This window comes from Streptomyces sp. NPDC001903 (genome assembly GCF_042891345.1).
GTDB lineage: Bacteria > Actinomycetota > Actinomycetes > Streptomycetales > Streptomycetaceae > Streptomyces.
On sequence record NZ_JBIASZ010000002.1, the window covers coordinates 612,508 to 632,184 of the forward strand.

The 19,677-nt window shown below is 74.0% G+C and carries 17 protein-coding genes and 1 pseudogene; 5 read left to right on the forward strand and 13 right to left on the reverse strand.

Annotation, left to right across the window (positions count from 1 at the left end):
* Nucleotides 1–56: 56 nt before the first annotated feature.
* The gene (locus ACFYZS_RS06410) at nucleotides 57–1,529 is read left to right on the forward strand and encodes a protein kinase (RefSeq protein ID WP_389007408.1); all 1,473 of its coding nucleotides are present in this window, start codon (nucleotides 57–59) and stop codon (nucleotides 1,527–1,529) included.
* Nucleotides 1,530–1,547: 18 nt separating this feature from the next.
* On the opposite strand, the gene ACFYZS_RS06415 is transcribed toward ACFYZS_RS06410, so the two are convergent.
* The 3 genes from ACFYZS_RS06415 to ACFYZS_RS06425 form a co-directional block, all read right to left on the reverse strand.
* On the reverse strand, nucleotides 1,548–2,576 hold the full coding sequence (locus ACFYZS_RS06415) for a 2OG-Fe(II) oxygenase family protein (RefSeq protein ID WP_389007410.1): 1,029 nt from the start codon (nucleotides 2,574–2,576) through the stop codon (nucleotides 1,548–1,550).
* Nucleotides 2,577–2,781: 205 nt separating this feature from the next.
* Nucleotides 2,782–3,771, reverse strand: a complete 990-nt coding sequence (locus ACFYZS_RS06420) for a MerR family transcriptional regulator (RefSeq protein ID WP_389007412.1) — start codon at nucleotides 3,769–3,771, stop codon at nucleotides 2,782–2,784.
* Between the two features lie 27 nt (nucleotides 3,772–3,798).
* Nucleotides 3,799–4,461 (reverse strand): HEAT repeat domain-containing protein, encoded by a 663-nt coding sequence (locus tag ACFYZS_RS06425; protein WP_389007414.1) that lies wholly within the window; start codon nucleotides 4,459–4,461, stop codon nucleotides 3,799–3,801.
* A gap of 190 nt (nucleotides 4,462–4,651) precedes the next feature.
* Here ACFYZS_RS06425 and ACFYZS_RS06430 point away from each other — a divergent pair, with 190 nt between their 5' ends.
* On the forward strand, nucleotides 4,652–5,908 hold the full coding sequence (locus ACFYZS_RS06430) for an NAD(P)/FAD-dependent oxidoreductase (protein WP_389007416.1): 1,257 nt from the start codon (nucleotides 4,652–4,654) through the stop codon (nucleotides 5,906–5,908).
* Between the two features lie 96 nt (nucleotides 5,909–6,004).
* On the opposite strand, the gene ACFYZS_RS06435 is transcribed toward ACFYZS_RS06430, so the two are convergent.
* From ACFYZS_RS06435 to ACFYZS_RS06460, 6 genes are all read right to left on the reverse strand, one after another.
* Complete coding sequence (locus tag ACFYZS_RS06435; RefSeq protein WP_389007418.1) at nucleotides 6,005–9,100, reverse strand: glycoside hydrolase family 3 N-terminal domain-containing protein; 3,096 nt, start codon at nucleotides 9,098–9,100, stop codon at nucleotides 6,005–6,007.
* A 169-nt stretch (nucleotides 9,101–9,269) separates the two neighbouring features.
* A complete protein-coding gene (locus ACFYZS_RS06440; RefSeq protein ID WP_389007420.1) occupies nucleotides 9,270–10,487 on the reverse strand; it encodes an RNA polymerase sigma factor in 1,218 nt (405 codons plus the stop codon).
* A gap of 2 nt (nucleotides 10,488–10,489) precedes the next feature.
* Entirely contained in the window at nucleotides 10,490–10,915 is a 426-nt protein-coding gene (locus ACFYZS_RS06445) for a YciI family protein (protein ID WP_389007422.1), read from the reverse strand.
* A 157-nt stretch (nucleotides 10,916–11,072) separates the two neighbouring features.
* Complete coding sequence (locus tag ACFYZS_RS06450) at nucleotides 11,073–11,450, reverse strand: hypothetical protein (protein WP_389007423.1); 378 nt, start codon at nucleotides 11,448–11,450, stop codon at nucleotides 11,073–11,075.
* A 171-nt stretch (nucleotides 11,451–11,621) separates the two neighbouring features.
* Nucleotides 11,622–12,074, reverse strand: a complete 453-nt coding sequence (locus tag ACFYZS_RS06455; protein WP_389007425.1) for a transglycosylase SLT domain-containing protein — start codon at nucleotides 12,072–12,074, stop codon at nucleotides 11,622–11,624.
* 317 nt (nucleotides 12,075–12,391) lie between these two features.
* Nucleotides 12,392–12,664, reverse strand: coding sequence for a hypothetical protein (locus ACFYZS_RS06460; RefSeq protein WP_389007427.1), 273 nt, complete (start codon nucleotides 12,662–12,664; stop codon nucleotides 12,392–12,394).
* Between the two features lie 118 nt (nucleotides 12,665–12,782).
* Between ACFYZS_RS06460 and ACFYZS_RS06465 the strand changes: the two genes are divergently transcribed.
* Together ACFYZS_RS06465 and ACFYZS_RS06470 are read left to right on the forward strand one after the other, a co-directional pair.
* A complete protein-coding gene (locus ACFYZS_RS06465; protein ID WP_389007428.1) occupies nucleotides 12,783–13,310 on the forward strand; it encodes a hypothetical protein in 528 nt (175 codons plus the stop codon).
* A gap of 117 nt (nucleotides 13,311–13,427) precedes the next feature.
* Nucleotides 13,428–14,936: an FAD-dependent oxidoreductase gene (locus tag ACFYZS_RS06470; RefSeq protein ID WP_389007430.1), complete on the forward strand. Its 1,509-nt coding sequence runs from the start codon at nucleotides 13,428–13,430 to the stop codon at nucleotides 14,934–14,936.
* 140 nt (nucleotides 14,937–15,076) lie between these two features.
* On the opposite strand, the gene ACFYZS_RS06475 is transcribed toward ACFYZS_RS06470, so the two are convergent.
* Nucleotides 15,077–15,523 (reverse strand): hypothetical protein, encoded by a 447-nt coding sequence (locus tag ACFYZS_RS06475; protein ID WP_389007568.1) that lies wholly within the window; start codon nucleotides 15,521–15,523, stop codon nucleotides 15,077–15,079.
* Between ACFYZS_RS06475 and ACFYZS_RS06480 the strand changes: the two are divergent.
* Nucleotides 15,435–15,653 (forward strand): annotated as a pseudogene (locus ACFYZS_RS06480) (phosphatase PAP2 family protein); the annotation flags it as partial. The gene ACFYZS_RS06475 and the pseudogene ACFYZS_RS06480 overlap by 89 nt on opposite strands.
* Before the next feature lie 84 nt (nucleotides 15,654–15,737).
* On the opposite strand, the gene ACFYZS_RS06485 reads toward ACFYZS_RS06480, so the two are convergent.
* The 3 genes from ACFYZS_RS06485 to ACFYZS_RS06495 all read right to left on the reverse strand — a co-directional run bounded on the left by ACFYZS_RS06485 (nucleotide 15,738) and on the right by ACFYZS_RS06495 (nucleotide 19,670).
* Nucleotides 15,738–16,436: a response regulator gene (locus ACFYZS_RS06485; RefSeq protein WP_389007432.1), complete on the reverse strand. Its 699-nt coding sequence runs from the start codon at nucleotides 16,434–16,436 to the stop codon at nucleotides 15,738–15,740.
* Nucleotides 16,433–18,001: a sensor histidine kinase gene (locus tag ACFYZS_RS06490; protein ID WP_389007434.1), complete on the reverse strand. Its 1,569-nt coding sequence runs from the start codon at nucleotides 17,999–18,001 to the stop codon at nucleotides 16,433–16,435. The genes ACFYZS_RS06485 and ACFYZS_RS06490 overlap by 4 nt, the downstream gene beginning before the upstream one ends.
* Nucleotides 18,002–18,095: 94 nt before the next feature.
* Entirely contained in the window at nucleotides 18,096–19,670 is a 1,575-nt protein-coding gene (locus ACFYZS_RS06495) for a hypothetical protein (RefSeq protein ID WP_389007436.1), read from the reverse strand.
* Between the last annotated feature and the right edge of the window lie 7 nt (nucleotides 19,671–19,677).

The window sequence follows — 19,677 nt, forward strand, 5'->3', positions numbered from 1 at the left end:
CAGCGGGTGCGGGCCGGCCCTACGTTCTCCTGTAGGCGATTGCACTCGGGGGAATTGTGGAGCGGTTGAAGGCCGGTGACCCGGCGGCTGTCGGCCCGTACCGGATCACGGCGCGGCTCGGCGCCGGCGGCATGGGGCAGGTCTACCTCGGGGAGTCGCGCAGCGGTCGTCGGGTGGCGGTGAAGGTCGTAAGGCCGGAGATCGCCTCGGACCCCGGCTTCCGGGCGCGGTTCCGGCGCGAGGTGGAGGCGGCGAAGGCGGTCGGGGGGTTCTGGACGGCGACCGTGGTCGACTCCGATCCGGAGGCTGAGACGCCTTGGGTGGCCAGCGACTACATCCCGGCCCCCGATCTCGCCGAACGGGTCAGGCGGAGCGGGCCGTTGCCGGAGGACGCGGTGTGGCGGCTCGGCGCGGGCATGGCCGAGGCGCTGCACTCCGTCCACCGCGCGGGGCTCGTGCACCGCGATCTCAAGCCCGCGAACGTGCTGCTCACGGAGAACGGGCCGCGGCTCATCGACTTCGGGATCGCCAAGGCGCTGAACGGCGCGACCGTGCTCACCCGGACGGGCGTGGCGATCGGCACCGCCGGATTCATGTCGCCCGAGCAGGCCCGGGGCGCCGGCGTCGGCACGGCCAGCGACATCTTCTCCCTGGGTACCGTTCTGTGCTTCGCGGCCACCGGGCGCATGCCGTTCGGGGAGGGGAGTGCGGCGGAGCTGCTGTACCGGGTCGTGCACGAGACGCCGGACCTGGCAAGCGTGCCGGAGGGGCTCCGGGCGGTGCTGGGCCGGTGCTTGGAGAAACAGGCGGAGCAGCGGCCGTCGGCGGAGGAGGTGCTGTCCGCGCTGAGCCGGGGCGGTGCGGTGACCGTGGCGCCTTCGAAGACGGTCGCCGATCCGGGCGCGGGTACGCCCGTGGCCCCGCCGATCGAGGAAGCCGTCACGGATGCGGTTCCCGTCCCGCCGGCCGTCGAACGCAGAACGGCGGGGCCGGTGGAAGTGCGCTACAGCATGGGGCACATGCGCGTGGCCTTCGCGGCCGTGCTCGCCGGGCTCGCTCCGCTCGGGGCGGCCGCGTTCTCCTTCGTGGAGCATCCCGTCCCCGCCGCCTTGGCGGGCATCCTGGCGCTGGTGCTGTTCGCCCTGGGAGGGCTGGCCATGGCGCGGGGCGACGCGGCGTGTGTGCGGGTGGCGGATGACGGGCTGCACTTCTTGCGTGAGGGCCATGAATGGAGCGCGACCTGGGCGGAGTTGGGCCGGGTCACGGTGAGCGCGACGCGCTGGGGTCTGCTGCAGGAGTTCGTCGTGGTGGGCGATCTGGCCCCGCGGGCGACGAAGAACGTCGTCTGGGAACGCTTCCGGCCGGTCGGCCCCGGAGCCGGCACCAGGGCGGCGGTCACCACCATCCGCTTCCGCAACGCGGCGCTGGCGCGGGCGGAGATCGGACGGCTGCACGAGGCGCTGCTGCTCCGGGCCGGCAAGCGCTACGTGTACGACGCCGGGCTGCTCGCCCTCATCCGCGGCCGTTGACCGATCCGTTCGGGCCGGCTACGCGTGCAGCCTCGCGAGCCGGTCCTCCCGGATGATGCGGCGGGTCGTCGCCCGCTCCGGGTAGCACCTCATGAACATGTCGGTGACGTGGCGGCCGTAGTGCAGGGTCGCCTCGTCCCCGCGGCCCCCGCCCAACGGCCGCATCCGCGCGTCGAAGTGCGGTTCGTGGAAGTACGCCAGCGCGTACCGCTCGCGGTCCGCCAGCCGGACCCGGTGCGGGGTCGCCTGCACCGTACCGTTCGTCAGGAACTGCAGGATGTCGCCGGGGAACACGGTCAGCACGCCCGGTTCGGGCGTCACGAACCGCCAGTCCCGCGCGTCCTCGGCCCGCCCGGCCGAGCTCTCCCCCGCCACCCAGTTCCGCGCCCGGCGCTCGCCCTCGACCGGCGGCCGTACGTACAGCCCGCCCACGTCGTCCTGGGCCGCGATCACCAGCAGCCCGTAGTCGGTGTGGGAGCCGATGCCGCGCGCCGATGCCGCCGTACGGGCCGGGAAGCGCAGGACCCTCAGGTGGTGCCAGCCGCCCCGGGTCAGTCCCGTCAACTGCCGCGCGCCCGAGGTCCCCAGGCCCAGCCCCGGCGCGACGAGCCGCAGGATCCGCTCACCGAGGTCGCCGGCCCCGCGCAGATACGTCTCGATGGCGTGCCGGAACGGATCGCCCGGCCAGGGCACCGGGCCGTGGCACGGCATCCCCGCGCGCACCCGGCGGTGGTGGTGGTCGAAGTGCGGGGTGACCGTGAAGATCTCCGGCTGGTCGGGCAGGCCGGCCGTCAGCTCTTCCCCGGACTCGATGTACCCGCTGTACGACAGGTCGTTGACGCAGCAGTGCTTCAGCCCCGGCGGCAGCCGGAAGAAGGCCCGGGCCGCGCACATCGCCGCACCGGTCGCCTCCTCCAGTTCGGCATCCCGCCGGACCTGGAAGATCCCGTCCTGCTGCCAGGCCCGCACCATCCTCCGCCCCAGTTCCCGGTCCGCCGCGGTCCCCTTGACCCGCTCCGGTACCGGGAACGTCGAGAATCCGGCCATCCTCCGCCTCCTCCGCCCGTGGCTCGTGTCCACCAGCACGTCCGAGGCCCGCACGGGTTCGGCCCGCTCGACGGCCATGGCCGGTTCGAGCGCCGCCCGCGCCCCCGCTCCCCGTCCGTCCGCCCAGCTCACCGCCCGGGGCCGGTCCGTTCCGCCTCTCGCGTCACTGCGGACTCCGCGACCTGAATGGCCCGAAGCCGACGCGTCAGTGCGGGCGCAGGGTGAGGAGGTACGTCGCGGTGAGCGCGACGGCGGGGTCTTCGTCGTGTGACAGGCCGGTGAGAGCGCGCGTGGCCGCGGGTCCCGGGATGTCCGCCAGTGCCTGGGTCAGGCGCCGGCGCACGGGCGAGGAGGCGGCGCCGTCTGGGAGGCGGGCGACGAGCGCGGTGGCGATCCGGTCGGCCGGTTCGGGGCTGTCGGCCAGCACGCCGAGTGCGTCGGCCGCGTCGACGTCGTTCGTGCCCTCGACGATCATGTCGATGAGCGTGGGGATCGCGTCGGCCGCTCCGAGCGCCAGGGCCGCGTGCCCGCGGACCGCGGTGTCGGCACTGGTGAGGGCGGTGCGCAGGAGCGCGACCGCCCGCTCGCCCGGGATCTCGGCGATGCACCGCACGGCCCGTTCGCGTACCTCGGCCGCCGGTGAGGCCAGGCCCTGCGCCAGCAGTTCCAAGGCGGCATCGCCCGATTGGGCCACGGCCCAGCGCAGGGCTCCGGCGACGCTCGGCTCCGGTTCGCTCAGTACCGCCTCGACGAGGGCTTCCACCGGAAGCGGCGCCTGGGCGGAGGTGAGCGCCGCGCGCTGGCGCTTGCCGGCGCTCTCCGAGCCCAGCGCGTGCAGGAGCGCCACGGTCTGCAGAACGTCCTCCCAGCCGGCCGGTTCCGCGGCGCCGATCCGGCGCAGCCTTGTGAGCAGCGCCGTCTCGGCGGCGATGCGCTCCTGCGCGGTGCGGATCAGGTCGTCCACCAGCTCCGAGGGCTTGAAGCCCGGATCGTCCAGGGCGCGTGCGACCTCGCGCAGCGACAGGCCCAGGGAGCGCAGGCTCTCGATGTGGAAGATCCGCCGGATGTCCTCCTCGGAGTACTCGCGGTACCCGGAGCCCGTACGTCCCGTCGGCCGTACCAGACCGAGCGATTCGTAGTGCCTGAGCATGCGGGCACTGACCCCGGACCGCCCGGCCACCTCACCGATCAACACTTCCCGCGCCCCTCCTGTTCATCCTGTTCATCCCGGGTGGTCCTGCAGGACCGCGACGCGCTTGGCCTCCTCGATCGCGTCCTCGAAACCGGCCTCCGGGTCCCGCAGCAACCGCTCCGTGGCCCTCGCATGGTGACGCACGCGGGGGTCGGGATCCGTCATCGCGGCGCGTACGGTCGCACCCGCCTCCTCGCCGAGGGCGACCAGCGCCCGGCTCAGACTCAGCCGCATCTCGCGTCCGCCCCGCCCGAACTGTGTCGCCAACGCCGCTGCCAGGCCCGACTCCTCGCCCTCGGGCACCAGCACCACCGCCGCCCGCCAGGCGCTGCGCGCCACCTCGTCATCGTCGTCGGACAGCAGCGCCCGCGTGATCGCCGGCCATGCCCGCCGGTCGCCGATCTTGGACAGCGTGTGCAGTGCCTGGCTCCGCGCCTGGGCCCGCTCGCGGCGGAGCTCGCCGATCAGCAGCGGGACCGTGATCGATGCCGGGTGACGGGTGAGCGCCCACGTCAGCGTCTCGCGCACCGAGAAGTCGGGCTCGATCGCGCACCGCTCGACGAGCTTCCCCACGCACCGCGCATCCGGGGCCGAGCCGATCGACATCGCCGCCCGCAGCCGCACCGACGCGCGGCCGTCCTCCAGTCCGTGGAGCGCCCTCGGCGTGTTCGTGTCCTGCTCCTCCGTGGCCATCGCAACCACCTCCTCGACGGCAGTGAAGACCTTGTCACCGTGTCAAGGTCAAATGCGTCCAAGCCATCGGGATCACCGCTCCCTACCATCGGTCATGTGCCTGACACCCGTGGCACTGCGGCATGGCGGCACTGAGGCACGGCGGCACTCCCACGAACGGCACCACACCACCGAAGGGGGCAATCAGCGCATGACCAAGCCTGAGAGCGCGGGACACGACTACGACGTCGTCATCAGCGGAGCCGGGCTCGCCGGCAGCGCCGCGGCGATCCTGCTCGCCCGGCAGGGCGTCCGCGTCGCACTGCTGGAACGCCGCTCGGACCCCGGGGCGTACAAGGTGCTCTGCACCCACTCCATCACGGCCAACGCCTACCCGGTGCTCGACGAACTCGGCCTCGTCCCCGCCCTCGAGAAGGCCGGAGCCGTCCGCAACGAGGCCCGCTGGTACACCCGCTGGGGATGGATCGAGCCGAGGCCCGCGCCGGCGGGCCCCGAGCTGCCGTACGCGTACAACATCCGGCGCAGCACCCTCGACCCGCTGATCAGGTCCCGCGCGGCGCACACCCCCGGCGTCGAGCTGCTCCTCGGCCACCAGGTGACCGGGCTGGTCCTGGAAGCCGGGCGGACCGTGGGGGTACGCGCCTCGACCCCGCAGGGCGAGCGCGAGATACGGGCCCGCCTGGTGGTCGGCGCCGACGGCAAGGACTCGGCCGTGGCGAAGTTCGCCGGGGTGCCCGCCCGGACCCACAAGAACACGCGGTTCGGCTATCTCGCGCACTTCCGCAACCTGCCGCTGCACGGCGGGATCGGCCAGACGTGGTTCCTCGAACCCGACATGGCCTACGCGTTTCCGAACGACGACGGGGTGACGGTCCTCGCGGTCATGCCGGACAAGAAGCGGCTGCCGGCCTTCCGCGAGGACCTGGAGGGCAGCTTCAACGCCTTCGTCCGCGCCCTGCCCGAGGCACCGCCCATCGATTCCGCCGAGCGCATCTCGAAGATCATCGGCACGGTCGACCACCCGCTGCGCAGCCGCAAGCCGACCGCGCCGGGCGTCGCCCTCGTCGGCGACGCCGCTCTGACCGGCGATCCCCTGTGGGGAGTGGGATGCGGATGGGCGCTGCAGTCCGCGCAATGGCTGGCCGAGGCGGTCGCTTCGGCCGCGGCCGGGCGCGATGACCTCGACAAATCGCTCGCGGTGTACGCACGCAGGCACGGGCGCCGGCTGCGCGGACACCAGGCCATGGCCGTCGACTTCGCCAAGGCCCGCCCCTTCAATCCGGTGGAGCGGCTGGTGTTCTCGGCGGCGGCGCGCGACGAATCGGTGGCGCGGCACATGCACTTGTTCTCGCAGCGCCTGATCGGTCCGCTGCGCTTCCTGAACCCCGTGGCGCTGGCCAGGGCCTCGGCCGTCAACATCAGGCATCGCGGTGCGGACGTCCGCTGAGGTACCGCCGAAGCCCCGGCGCCGGAACGCGGGGGCTTCGCCGGGCTAGGGCGTGTCGTCAAAGTAGCCGGCCAGAAGGGACTTTGACGACACCCCCTAGCGGTCCGCGGCCCTGAAGGCCGCGGTCAGGGCGGCCACCGCCCCGGTCAGATCGCCGGTCAGCAGGAGGTGGTCCGCCTGGGCGAAGGGCGCGGACGTGGCCTGGGTGAAGCGGCCGCCGATCCGCTGCGCCGCGATCGCCCGGGCCCGGTCCGCCACCGCGCGGCCGGCTTGCGAATCGGCTCCGGTCGTACGCTCGACCGCCGCCGCGACCACCGCGAGGGCGCGCAGTGCCGGCTCACCGCCCCGGGCGGGTGCGCCGAGCGTGGTCAGGCCCCAGCCGTACGGGAACTGGGGATCGTACGCCGCGTCGCCGACGTTGATCGGCAGTTGCGCCTGCGACTTCGGCCAGGTGACCGGGGACCGGCCGGTGAACGGGCGCTTGCCGTACAGCACGTCGGCGACCCCGTCGCCCTCGGTGCCCGGCAGCCAGGACGCGACCAGCGCCGTCATCCGGTCCAGCCGGTCGCCGATCAGCTGCGGGCGCCCGGACACCACGAGCACCGCGCACCGCATCGCCGCGCAGACGCGGTCCACGGCCGCCTGGTCGGCCGCGGAGAGTTCGAGGTCGTGGCCGTTGCCCACATCGCCGACGCCCTCCGCGTAGGGGGTCTCGCCGACGACGACCACGCCCACGTCGTGGCCGGCCGTCGGCGCGGTCGCGTCCTTGGAGTACGTCACCGATTGCGGCGAGGCCGCCGCCTTGCGCATGCCCTCCAGGATCGTGGTCCCCACCGTGTTCCGGCCCGACGAGCCCTGCCAGCTCACGGTCCAGCCGCCCGCCTGGTTGCCCAGGTCGTCCGCGTTGGAGCCGGCGACGTACACCTTCTGCGAGGGCTTCAGCGGCAGCAGGCCGCCGTCGTTCTTCAGGAGGACCTGGGACTTCGCCACCGCCTCGCGGGCCACCGCCCGGTGTTCGGCCGAGCCGACGGCCGCGAGACCGGAACGGTCCGCGTACGGCTTCTCGAACAGGCCCAGTTTGAACTTCTGTTCCAGGATCCGCGCCACGGCGTCGTCGATCCGGGCCTGCGGGATCCGGCCCGCGGCGGCCTCGCCGACCAGCGTGCGGTGGAAGTCCTGGTACTGGCTCGGCACCATGATCATGTCGAGTCCGGCGTTGACCGAGGTCCGGACGTCGCTCGCGTAGTCGCCGGGGATCTGGTCGATGGCCTGCCAGTCGCTGATGACGAAGCCCTTGAAGCCCATCCGGTCCTTGAGCACGCCGTTGATCAGTTCCGCGTTGGCGTGCATCTTCACCGGGCCGGCGTCGTCGTCCGGGAAGTCCACCGAGGAGTAGGAGGGCATGACCGTCCCCACTCCGCGCTCGACCGCCTCCCGGAACGGCGCCAGGTGCACCGCCTCCAGCTCCTGCCGGGTGACCCGGGTGACGCCCTGGTCGATGGTGTAGGAACCGGTGGTGGAGGAGCCGTACGCGGTGCCGCCGTCGCCCGCGTAGTGCTTGGCGGTGGCCAGCACCTTGTCGGGGCGGTCCAGGTCCCGGCCGTCCGGCGCCCCCTGCATGCCGCGGATCACCGTCTCCATCGCCGTGACCAGCGCCGGGTCCTCGCCGAAGGCCTCGTACGAGCGTCCCCAGCGCTCGTCGCGGGTGACGCACAGGCAGGGCGCGAAGTCCCAGGGGACGCCCGTCGCCCGGACCTCGGCGGCGGTCACCGCGCCGGTCCGCTCGGCCAGCCCCGGATCGCGGGAGGCGCCCAGGCCGATGTTGTGCGGCATGATCGTGGATCCGACCAGGTTGTTGTGGCCGTGCACGGCGTCCACCCCGTAGATCAGCGGGATCTGGAGGCGCGCCGCCCGGGTGCGCAGCTGGTAGCCGTCCACCATGTCCGCCCACCCCTGCGGGGTGTTGGGGCTGGGTACGGAGCCGCCGCCGGACAGGAGCGAGCCCAGCCCGTACGCCGCGATGTCACCGGGGGACACCAGCGCGTTGCGCTCGGCCTGGGTCATCTGCCCGGCCTTCTCCTGCGGGGTCATCCGGGCGAGCAGGTCGGCGACCCGCCTGTCCACCGGCAGTTTCGCGTCGAGGTACGGCAGTCCGTGCGCGTCGATCACGACGAGCGGGTCCTCGGCGGGCGGCCGGGCCCCGGTGACGGCGAGCTTCACCGGTACGGTCTCGGCCGTTTCGCCCTCGCGGTCCTTGGTGGTCGCGACGGTGACGGTCCGTGAGCTGCCGGAAGGGGTTCCGGCCGGGAAGGTGAGCGTGCCGGTCACCGGCTCGTAGTCGGCCCCGGGCGTGGCCGTACCGCCTTCGGTGGAGTAGCCGACGGTCACCGGCTCGGTGAGCGGTCCGGAGCCGGTCGTGGCCACGGACACGCGTACGGCGGCGGAGCCGCCTTCCTTCACAGGGTGAACGGTCGTGTCGGTGACGACCCGGGTCTGGACGACCGGGTCGGCGGCCCCGTACACCTCCAGTCCGTCGATCATGAACTCGCCGGCGCGGCCCACCGGGAAGGTGAAGGCGTAGCCCCACATCGCGGTCAGCCCGAGCACGTGGTCGATGCCGCCGACCGGCTGGTAGTCGGTGCGGTACTCGAAGCGGGAGAACGGGATCTCGACGAGGTGCCAGCCCTGCCAGTCGTCGGTGAAGGAGGTCGTCCACAGCTCGGACGCCTCGCCGTTGGCCCCGCCGTCCTTGAGCTCGAAGTGCACCCGCGGGCCCGAACCGGGCGGCAGCGGCGCGGTGTTCTGCCCGTACCACCAGAACCGGATGCCGCCGCGGGCGCTCCAGTCGTGGGCGGGCAGGTCGAAGGCGAAGTCGTGGGTGTAGCCGCCCCAGCCGCTGATGTCGTACGCCCCGTGCAGCACCTTCGCGCCCTCGGGGGCGTCGGCGCGCTCCCGGAGCTCCAGCCGGGGCTGGTCGTCGGCATCACTGCCCCAGGTGAAGATGCCCTCGGCGGGCGGTCCGGCGAACGGGATCTCGCCCTCGAAGCGGTCGACCGCCGTCGGGGGCGGTTCCGCGACGGCGGCCGTGGCCGTGGCCTGGGCGAGCGGGAGGAGTCCGGCGAGGACTCCGGCCACGCCCAGCAGGGCGGTTCTGAGCCGGCGCCGGGCCGGTGTCGGGCGTGCGGTGGTCACAAAGCGCCTCCGAGGTCTATACCACGGGACAGGACACCGCGTGAGTCAACTGAACCGCCTTGCTGTCGTCAAGACTTCACGTCACGACTGGCCGAATGCCGCCTGCACGGCAGCACGGCGCCCGCTCGCGTTCGCCTCCTGAACGGCTCGCCCCGCCAATCCCGCGCGCTCAACGGCCGAGCCGGGACGCCCTCGTACGGAGGTAGTGGCGCTCCGGGAGGCTCAGGGTGAGGCGGGCCGCTTCCTCGTAGGCCTCGCGGGCGGCCTCGGTCGCGCCGGTGCGTTCGAGGAGGTGGGCGCGGACGGCCGCCAGGCGGTGGTGGTGCCCCAGGCGGGGTTCCAGGGCGGTGAGTTCGGTGAGGCCGGCCTCCGGGCCGTGGACCATGGCGACGGCCACCGCGCGCCCGAGTTCCGCCATCGGGTCGGGGGCCTGGGCGACCAGCAGGTCGTAGAGGGCCAGGATCTGCGGCCAGTCCGTGTCCTCGGCCCGTACCGCCTCGTCGTGGAGGGCCGCGATCGCCGCCTGGAGCTGGTACGGGCCCGCCGGGCCCTGCGCGAGCGCCTCCTCGACCAGGGCCGTGCCCTCGGTGACGGCCTCGGAGTCCCAGAGCGTGCGGTCCTGTTCGTCCAGCGGGATCAGCTCGCCGTGGGTGCCCGTACGGGCCGCGCTGCGGGCCTCCGTGAGCAGCATCAGCGCCAGCAGGCCGGTCACCGCACCCTCCCGGGGCAGCAGGCGGCGCACCGCGCGGGTCAGCCGGATCGCCTCGCGTGCCAGGTCGGCGCGGTGCAGGGTGGGCCCCGCGGTGGCGGTGTGGCCCTCGTTGAAGATCAGGTAGAGCACCTGGAGGACGGTGGCCAGGCGGGCGTCCCGGTCCTCGGGACGGGGCGGGTGGAAGGGGTGGTCACGGAGTTTCGCCTTCGCCCGGCTGATCCGCTGCGCGATCGTGGCCTCCGGCACCAGGTGGGCCCGGGCGATCTCCGCGGTGGTGAGGCCTCCGACGGCGCGCAGCGTCAGCGCGATCCGCGCGGCGGGCGCGAGCGCCGGGTCACAGGAGAGGAAGAGGAGCGTGAGGGTGTCGTCGTCGGACGGGGCGGCCCGGGTGTCGCGGGGTTCCAGACGGGCGGCCGTCTCCTCGCGCCGCGCCCGCGCCGCGTCCGCCCGCAGCTGGTCGGTCAGCCGCCGCGAGGCCACCCGGATCAGCCAGCCGCGCGGATTGGCGGGCGTTCCCGACTCCGGCCACTGGCGTGCGGCGGCCAGCAGCGCCTCCTGGACGGCGTCCTCGGCGGCGTCGAAGTGCCCGTACCGGCGGACGAGCGCGCCGAGGACCTGCGGCGCGTGACGGCGCAGCAGGTCCTCGACCGCCTCCTCGGCCTCGTGTCCGCGCACGTTCAGCTGGTGAAGAGCTCGGACTCGGGGCGCTCGTCGATCTGCCGGATCACCACCGGGTGCTCCGGCGCACCGGCCGGCTGCGGACAACGGGCGACGCGCGCCGCGATCTCGGTGACCCGCTCCAGGCTCGCGCAGTCCAGCACCCAGAACCCGGCGAGCAGCTCCTTCGTCTCTCCGTACGGCCCGTCCGTGATCACCGGCCGCCCGTCCTTGTCGACGGTCACGAACCGGGTCCGCGCGGGCTCGACGAGCCCCTGCGCGTCGAGCAGCTCACCGGACTCGGCGAGGTCGTTGTTGATCGCCTCCATGTGCCCGAACATCGCCTTCAGGTCCTGCTCGCTCCACGCGGGGCTCTGCGCGGAGCCCTTTCCGCCGTAGGCGTCGTAGTCGACCTGGGAGCCCTGCACCATGACGAGGTACTTCATGGCGTCCTCCTTCGCTCGTGGTTTCCCTGCTGCCTTGCACAGGGGACGTCGGAGCCGGGCGCCGATCCTCGACACCTCGCGGGGACCGCGCCGAATTCCTCGCGGATTCCACTCGTGGGAACGACGGCTCGCCCCGCGAACCCCTGCACGGGAGGCCTCAGCAGCCTGCGGCGACCGCCTCTTCGAGGAAGGTCCAGCCGTCGAGCTTCGTTTCCCGCTTCTCCCCCGGTTCCCATCCGCGGGCCGCCGCGGCGTCGAGCAGGAACCGGACCGTGCCCGGTTCGTGCAGGTTCAGGGCGCCGACGCCGACGGCCCCCACCTCCCCCGACCCGGTGGTGAAACCCGAGACGTACCGGCCGGGGCCCTCGTCGAAGACGAAGCGCAGCGGGCCGCCGCTGCCGGACGGGTGGCTCCACAGCGTGAGGGTCTTGCGGCAGCCGTCGTTTTCCAGCACGCGGTGCCCGTGGCGGATGGTCCACATGTAGGTGTGCCCGTCGGCGACGAGCCGACGGGGCGTCTTGGGAGAGCGGGGCATGCGGTCGAGCCTACGGGGCCCGGCGGAACACCCCCCCCCCCCAGGGGTTTTACCGGAGCGGTCGCCGGCGCCGAGGGCCGCGGCCGGGAAACGCGAAACGCCCGGTCCGGGAGGTCCCGGGCGGGCGTTTTCGCGTGTCTGCCGTCAGGCGGTCAGGCGGTCACTGGTGGCTTAGTACCAGTGGTGGGTCTGCCAGAAGTTCCAGGCGCCGACGGGGCTGCCGTAGCGGGAGTTCATGTAGTCCAGGCCCCACTTGATCTGGGTGGCGGGGTTGGTCTTCCAGTCGGAGCCGGCGGAGGCCATCTTCGAGGCGGGCAGGGCCTGGACCAGGCCGTAGGCGCCGGAGGAGGCGTTGGTGGCGGTGTGGTTCCAGCCGCTCTCGCGGGAAACGATGTTGTTGAAGGCCGCGAACTGCGCCGGGTCCTTGATCATCTGCTGGGCGATCGCCTTGGCGCTCGTGGGGGCCGCCTGGGCGGGGACCGTGGCGAGCATGGAACCGGCGACGCCCAGGGCGACGATGGAGCCGGCGAGGGTCCTCTTCGAAGCGGCGATGCGGCGGATGACGGAGTTCGACACGGATGAGCCTTCCACAGGGGACAAGGGGGTCGCGGCATGCCGAGGCATGCGTGAGCCACTCACGCGGTGGAGAGGGGTTCGTCGGCGGCCGGTGAACCGGTGCCGCCTGGCGACTCATCCAGTTCTACAGACGCCCCGACCCCCTGGCAACGAGCCGCCCTACTAGCGGCCTTCGCAGCGGGGGCTGCGGGGCGCACGGCGGCTCCTCAGGCCATCCGTGCAGGTGGGGTACGGTGCGAGAGAGCGGTACCGGGCCCCTGGAGATCTACTATCCCCCTTCGTATGTGACGTGGGCCCTATGGGGCGGCTCACCTCCGGGGCAGCCGAATCTCACCGAACGTCATCGGCCGTACCCCTGTGCGGACCTATCGGGGCTCGTGGGCGGCCAGCCGGCAGGCGCCGTTCGCGGCGCCGCTCGGCACGCCGGCCGCGGTCAGCCCGCTCACGCAGCCTTGGAGGTCGCCGCTCACGCCACGGGTGCAGGCCGCCGTGACGGCGTCGGCGGCACTGGCACCCGCCTGGCCGGCCATCTGCGTGCAGGCCGGGATGTCCGCCTGGGCTGCGGGGGCGGCGAGCGCGCCGCCGAGGGTGAGGGTCAGGCCGGCGAGGACACCGGCGACGCGGGTCGACGTACGCATGGGACGCACCTGCTTTCCGGGACGGTCACGCGGCCCCGGCCCCGGCGGTGCCCGGGCCGTGTGCGAAGGGTGCCGGGCGGCGCTCGGCAAGGCCCCTCTCCTCCAGCGTGCGCGGAGGGTGGCGCGACCGCGAGACGCGGGGCTGCCACGGGGCGCGTTCGCGCTCGCCCAGGGGTCGTGGCAGTGGTTCGCCACGTTCATCGGGGTGACGCTGCTCGCGGTGATGCTCGCCTTCCAGCGACGGGCCGAGTGGACGCCGGACATCCGCTCGCCGTACATGCGTGGCCTGATCGCGTACGCGCTGGTCGTCGGCCTGTGCGTGGCGATCGCGCTCGCCCCGCTCCTGCAGCGCCGGGCCTGGATCTTCCCGATGCCGGGCACGCGGGGCCAGTGCGCGCTCCAGGGCCGGTACGCGGCCCTCCAGGTGGAGGCCGCCCTGGGAAACCTGGCCGGCAGCGACCCCGCGGCCCTGGAGTTCGTACGGCAGGACCAGTCCCGCAAGGCCGTCGCCGAGTGCCTGGCGGCCACGACGACCCTGTGGCTGCCCCTGTACGGAGTGGGGGTGGCGGTGCTGCTGGGAGCGGGCGCGTGGTTCCGCGACCGCGCCCGGGCCCGGGCCCGGGCCCGGCCGGACCCCACCGGCTAGGAACCGGGGGTGTCGGCGGCGTGTCGGGGGCTGTCGGTCCGGTGTCGGTGGGGGCTGACACCGTTCCAGAGGTCCTGCCGGTGCCATCCGGCTGTATGTCTGGGGAGGGGATCTCTCATGCATGACGTGGTGATCGTGGGGGCCGGGCCTGTCGGCCTGTCCCTCGCCTGCGAGCTCGGGCTCGCGGGCTGTTCCGTCCTGGTCCTCGAGCGGGAGCCGGAGCCCGGCTCCGCGATGAAGGCGGCGCCCCTCGGGATGCGGGGCCTGTCCGCCGCGTCGGTCGAGGCCTTCTACCGCCGCGGGCTGCTCGACTCGCTGGCGAGCGTCTCCGGGGGCGGCGAGGACCCGGCGGGGCCGTCGCTCCCGCGGCGCGGCGGCCATTTCGCGGGGATGATGCTCGACCCTGCCAAGATCGACCTCACCCCCGAGCCGTACCGGCTTCCCAGCCCGGTACCGGGTCTCGTGATGACGAACCTCGAGGAAGTCGAGGCGGTGCTGTCCGAGCGGGCGGCCAAGCTCGGGGTGGACGTCAGGCGCGGGGTCACGGTCTCGGCCGTCACCCAGGACGAGAAGGGCGTGGTCGCGCGGGCCGGCACGGACGCATTCGCGGCGCGCTGGCTCGTCGGCTGCGACGGCGGACGCAGCACGGTGCGCCGGCTCGCGGGCTTCGAGTTCGACGGCACCGAACCGCAGTTCACCGGCTACACCATGCATGCCGCCATCACCGGCCTCGAGAAGCTGCGCCACGGGTTCAACCTGACGCCGACGGGCATGTACATCCGGCTGCCCGTCGAAGGGCACATCGGCATGATGGACTTCGACGGCGGCGCGTTCGACCGCTCGCAGCAGCCGACCCGCGAGCATCTCCAGGCTGTTCTGCGCCGTGTGTCCGGCACCGACGTGACGCTGGACGAGGTCCACATCGCCTCGAGCTTCACCGACCGGGCGATGCAGACCACGACGTACCGGCAGGGCCGCGTCCTGCTGGCGGGCGACGCCGCGCACATCCACTCCCCCCTCGGCGGGCAGGGACTGAACACCGGCATCGGCGACGCGGTGAACCTGGGCTGGAAGCTCGCGGCGACCGTCCACGGGCACGCGCCCGACGGACTGCTCGACACGTACGGCGGCGAGCGCCATCCGATCGGCGCGGCGGTGCTCGACTGGTCGCGCGCCCAGGTGGCGATCATGCGGCCGGACCGGCACGGCCACGCCCTCCAAGGAGTGGTCCGCGATCTGATCGGGACCCGCGACGGGACGGCCTACGCGTTCGAGAGGCTGTCGGGATCGTGGATCCGTTACGACCTCGGCGGCGAGCATCCGCTGGTCGGCCGCAGCGCCCCGGACTTCCTGCTCGAGGACGGCTCCCGCCTCGGCGACCTGATGCGGGACGGACGCGGCCTCGTCCTCGACTTCGGCACCGACCTGCGCCTGCACGCTGCGGCGAAGCGCTGGGAGGGCCGGATACGGTACGCGGCCGGGCCGGCGAGCGACGACCTCGGGCTGGGCGCCGTGCTGGTCCGGCCTGACGGCGTGGTCGCCTGGGCGGGTGATCGCCGCCCCGATCCCGAGGCGTTCGAACGGGCCGCGAGCCGCTGGTTCGGTGATCCGGATCCGACGGTCTGAGGGCCGGCGCCGTCCACCGTCGACCGGCCGCGGGTAGCAGCGGGCCCTCGTACGGGCAACCCCGACGAAAGACGGGGTACGGAGCCGCCGTTCGGCAGGGTCGGCCGGGCGCCCCCGATTCCTAGCGTCGGGGGCATGGACTACGAGACACATGGACATCGGCGCGTACGGACATCGGGTGCGGCACGGGCGGCGGTGCCGGCGATCGCGGCGGCCCTGGGCCTGCTGTGGCTCGCGCCGCGCGGGCCGGTGCCCGAGGACGGGGCCTCGGCCCGCGGGTACCGGGCGGTGACCGGGTGGGTGGCCGACGGGCCGGGGTGGTGGGGTGGGCTGCTCGAGGCGGCGACGGAGGGGACGCTCGCCCTGCTCGGGCTGCTGCTGGCCGCGGTGGGGTGGCGTGCGCTGCGGCGGCGCGACGCCGCCGGGATCGCGGGCACCGTGCTGGTCGGGCTGGGGACGGTGACCGCGTACGTCCTGAGCGAGGTGGCGAAGTCCGTCGTGGACGAGGAGCGGCCCTGCCGTTCCGTGCGCGACGCGGTGGCGGTCGCGGTGTGCCCGGAGGCGGGCGACTGGTCGTTCCCGAGCAACCACGCGACGCTCGCCGCGGCCCTCGCCGTCGGTGTGGCCCTGCTGCGGCCCGCTCTCGCCGCGGCGGCGCTGCCACTGGGCGTACTGGCGGCGCTGCTGCGGGTGGCGGTCGGGGTGCACTACCCGCACGACGTGCTGGCGGGTGCGGTGCTGGGCACCGCCGTGGTGGCCGGCGTCCTGCCGGGCGTACGGGCTCGGGGGGTGCGGGTGGTGTCAGCGCTGCTCGTCGCACGGTCCGGGGGCGGGTGGGACCGGGGCGATGCCCGCTTCGTGGGCCATGACGGCGGCCGCGGCCCGGTTCTCCACGCCCAGCCGGGCCAGGATCGAGCTGACGTGGGCCTTCACGGTCCCCTCCGCCAGATGCAGCCGGCGGGCGATGCGGGCGTTGGACAACCCGCCGCCGAGGAAGGCCAGTACGTCACGCTCGCGGACGGTCAGCGCCTCCACCCGGGCGCGGGCGGCGCTGCGGCGTCCGGCCCCGGGACCGGACGCGCCGGCCGCGAGGTGGGCGACGACGCGGGCCGCGACCTTCGGTGAGAGGTAGGCGGCGCCGTCGGCGACCGCGCGCACGCCCGCGATCAGCTCTTCGGGCTCGCCGGACTTGACCAGGAAGCCGGACGCGCCGGCGCCGAGGGCGCCGAGGATGTAGTCGTCCTCGCCGAAGGTGGTCAGCATCAGCACGCCGGTGTCCGGGGCGGTGCGGCGGATCTCCGTCAGGGCCTCGATGCCGCCGAGTCCGGGCATGCGGATGTCGAGCACGGCGACGTCGGGGCGGTGCCGCAGGGCGAGTTCGACGGCTTCGCGGCCTTCACCGGCCTCCGCGGCCACGCTGATCGCCGGATCGGTGGACAGCACGGCGCGTACGCCGGCCCGGACCATCGGCTCGTCGTCGGCGATGAGGACGCGGATCACAGGGCGGCCCTTCCGGTGAAGTGGTCGGCGGAGGCCAGGCGGCCGTCCAGGAAGCAGAGCCGGTAGACGTCACCGGACAGGTCGTCGAACGGGTCGGCGGTGGCCACGTAGTGCTCGCAGGCGGCCCCCGAGGGGAAGGGGGTGGGGCGGGCCGGGCGGGCCGTCGTCTGCCGGTCGGGCAGCACGGGGGCGATGTCCTCGCGCGGCTGTCCGACGCGCAGGCGGGCGAAGTCCGCGGCCGGGAGCACGGAGTGACGTGCCGTCAGTACGTCCCAGGTGCGCAGACCGGCGAACAGCAGCACGGCGGTGACCATCGGCACGAGTACGGCGGCCAGCGCGGTCCGGCCGATCCGCCTGCGCGCCCTGCGTTGCTCGGTGGCGGCCCCGCCCGTCCGCCGCGCGTCCGCCCGGGCCGGCACGGCATCCTCCGGTCCGGTGGCGGTGAGGCCGTCGGTGCGCGGGACGGCGGTGGACGGGCGGTACGGGAGACGGGCCCGGACGGTGAACCCCGCGCCCCGCGGGCCCGCGGTGAAACGGCCGCCGGCCAGCCGCACCCGCTCGTCGAGCCCCACCAGACCGGATCCGGACCCCGCCGCTCCGCGGCCGGCGCCGGGGCCGGAGTCAGGCGACGGCGAGCCGTTGGTGACCTCGACCTCCGCGAGGAGCGTCCCGTACCGGACCGCCACCGTCGCCGCGGCGCCCGGGGCGTGCTTCACGGCGTTGGTCAGCGCCTCCTGCACGACGCGGAGAACGGCACGCTCCACGGCCGGCGGGAGATCCTCCGGCGGCGCCCCCTCGCTCCGCAGCCGGACGTCGAGCCCGGCAGCGGCAGCCCGCCGGACCAGCTCACCGACGTCAACCGGATCGGCAGGGCGGCCGGGGCCACCGGGAGCCGCGGGGCCGCCGGGGTCACCGGGGCCACCGGGGTCACCGGGGCCACCGGGGTCACCGGGGCCACCGGGGTCACCGGGGCCACCGGGGCCACCGGGGCCATCGCCCTCCCGCAGTACGCCGATGATCTCCGCGAGGCGCTCCACGGCGCCCCCGGCACCGGCCCGTATGGACCGGGCGGCCGCCCGGTGCTCCTGCGAAAGCCCCGGGGCCAGTTGCAGCGCGCCGGCGGACAGGGCGACCAGGCTGAGGTCGTGGCCGAGGAGGTCGTGCATGTCCTGGGCGATCCGGGTGCGTTCACGCAGCCGCGCCTGCTCGGCGATCAGGCGCTGCTCCCGCTCCAGGCGCGCCGCGCGCTCCCAGCCCGCCTGGACCAGCTCCCCGTACTGCCGGTGGAACCGCCCCGCGAACCACGGGACCATCCCGGCCCCGACCAGCACCACCACGAACCGCCCGCCCCACACCATCCAGGCCGGCACCGCCGCCACCACGGCCACCGCCGAGACGACGACCGCGAGCAGGGCGAGCGCGGTGCCCCGTGTCCTGCCGGGCCGCGAGCCGGCCCGGAAGGCACACACCGCGGTCGGCAGGGCCCACCACAGGCTGATCGGGGTCAGCGCGGCCGACAGCCCCGCGCCCGCGAGCAGCGCCTGCGCCGGTATGCGGAAATCCATGATCGTTCGCCTCACGGCCCCGACCCTACGCAACCCCCGCCGGGCCCGGATCCGCCGAAAGTCCCATCCCGGACGCCGTGGCGCGTGCGGACCTTCAGAGCCGGTGGATGCGGGTGATGCCGTACCAGTGCGAGAGACAGCCGGCGACCCAGTCCCGCTCGTAGTCGGAGGTGAAGAAGGGCTCGGCCAGGCTGCCGATGTGGAGGGGGCGGTACCCGAGGTCGGTGGCGCCCCGCGCCGCCTCCCGGCGGATGCGGGCGTCCTGGGCGTCCCAGGCCACCGAGCGGGTGACCGTGGCCGTGGTGAGCTGGCGGACGCTCGGGACGAGCGCGGCCAGCGCGAGCAGTGTCAGTGCGCCCGCGCCCACGACGGCCGCCGACACGGCCGCCGGGGCGCGGCGTCGGCCTGCCAGGAAGCGCCTGGCCCACGCGCCGAGCAGGGCGCCGTAGGCGCACAGCGCCAGTTCCATCGGCACGAGATAGTTCGTCCACGTACGGGCGTACGTCCATCCGCTCGGTCCGTAGCCGCTGCGCAGGCCCAGCACCACCGCGAACGACCCCAGTACCACCACCGGTACGGGCAGCAGCAGTACGGCGGCGAGCACCGGCCGCGACGGCGCCCGGCCCCTCCCCCACGCCGCGAGCGCGGGTGTCCGGAGCCCCGCCGCCAGGCCGAGGAGGACGCCGACCGCGGCCGCTCCGAGATAGGCCCACCGGCCCGTGACGACATCCCACATCTGCACCCAGTCCCGGAAGGTGTCGGCCAGTTCGCCCGCGGAGAGCATCGACGCCCGGTCCGGCTGCTGGGCGCGGCGCCACCGGGCGCCGGGGGACGTGTAGAGCACGGCCAGCCCGCATACGAGTCCGGCGCACCAGAGCGCACACCAGGTGAAGCCGTGCCAGGTCCTCGCCAACCCCAGCCGGGGCAGGGCCAGCACGGCCACCAAGACCGCGAGCAGACCGCTGACGAGGGCGAACGGCTCGCTCAGGGTGCCGAGCGCGAACGCGATGACGAACGCGGCGGCGAAGCCCGCCGCGCGCGCGGGGGCCCGGGGCCGGCGTACGGTCCAGACGGCCAGCAGGAGCGCCCACACCCCGACGACGCTGGGAACGGTGTGGGAAATGGTGGCCGGCGCCCACAGCAGTACCTGATAACTGCGGGTACCGGCGTAGTAGACCAGCGCCTGCACGGCCAGGGAGCATGCGGTCAGCGCCATGACCGTCGCCACCCGCGGTCCGGCGCCGAGCAGCCGGACGAACTCGTACCCGAGCAGGACGAGACCGACGGTGAAGGTCACGGCCATGACGGTGGGCAGGACCTTGGTCCCGGCGAGTCCGTCGCCGTAGACGATGCCGCTCAGGAAGGCATTGGCGACCCGGCCGTTCTGGGTCGTGTAGAAGTCGGACGTGATGCCGAGGACTCCGAGGTCACGGGACTTCCAGGCGGCGCACCAGTCGTCCGACGTGGGCCGTACGTAGAGCCCGAGGAAGCACCCCACGGCGATCAGGGCTCCGGCCGCCGCCACGAGGGTCGCGCCCGCGCCCAGCAGGAGCCGGCGCGGCAGCGGGCGGTGGCCGCTCGGCCGCGCCGCGCGCCTGCCCGTGCCCGTGCCCGTGCCTTCGTGCTTGCCCTCTCCCTCGCCTTCACCCTCGCTCGACGCAGTACGCATGGACCAT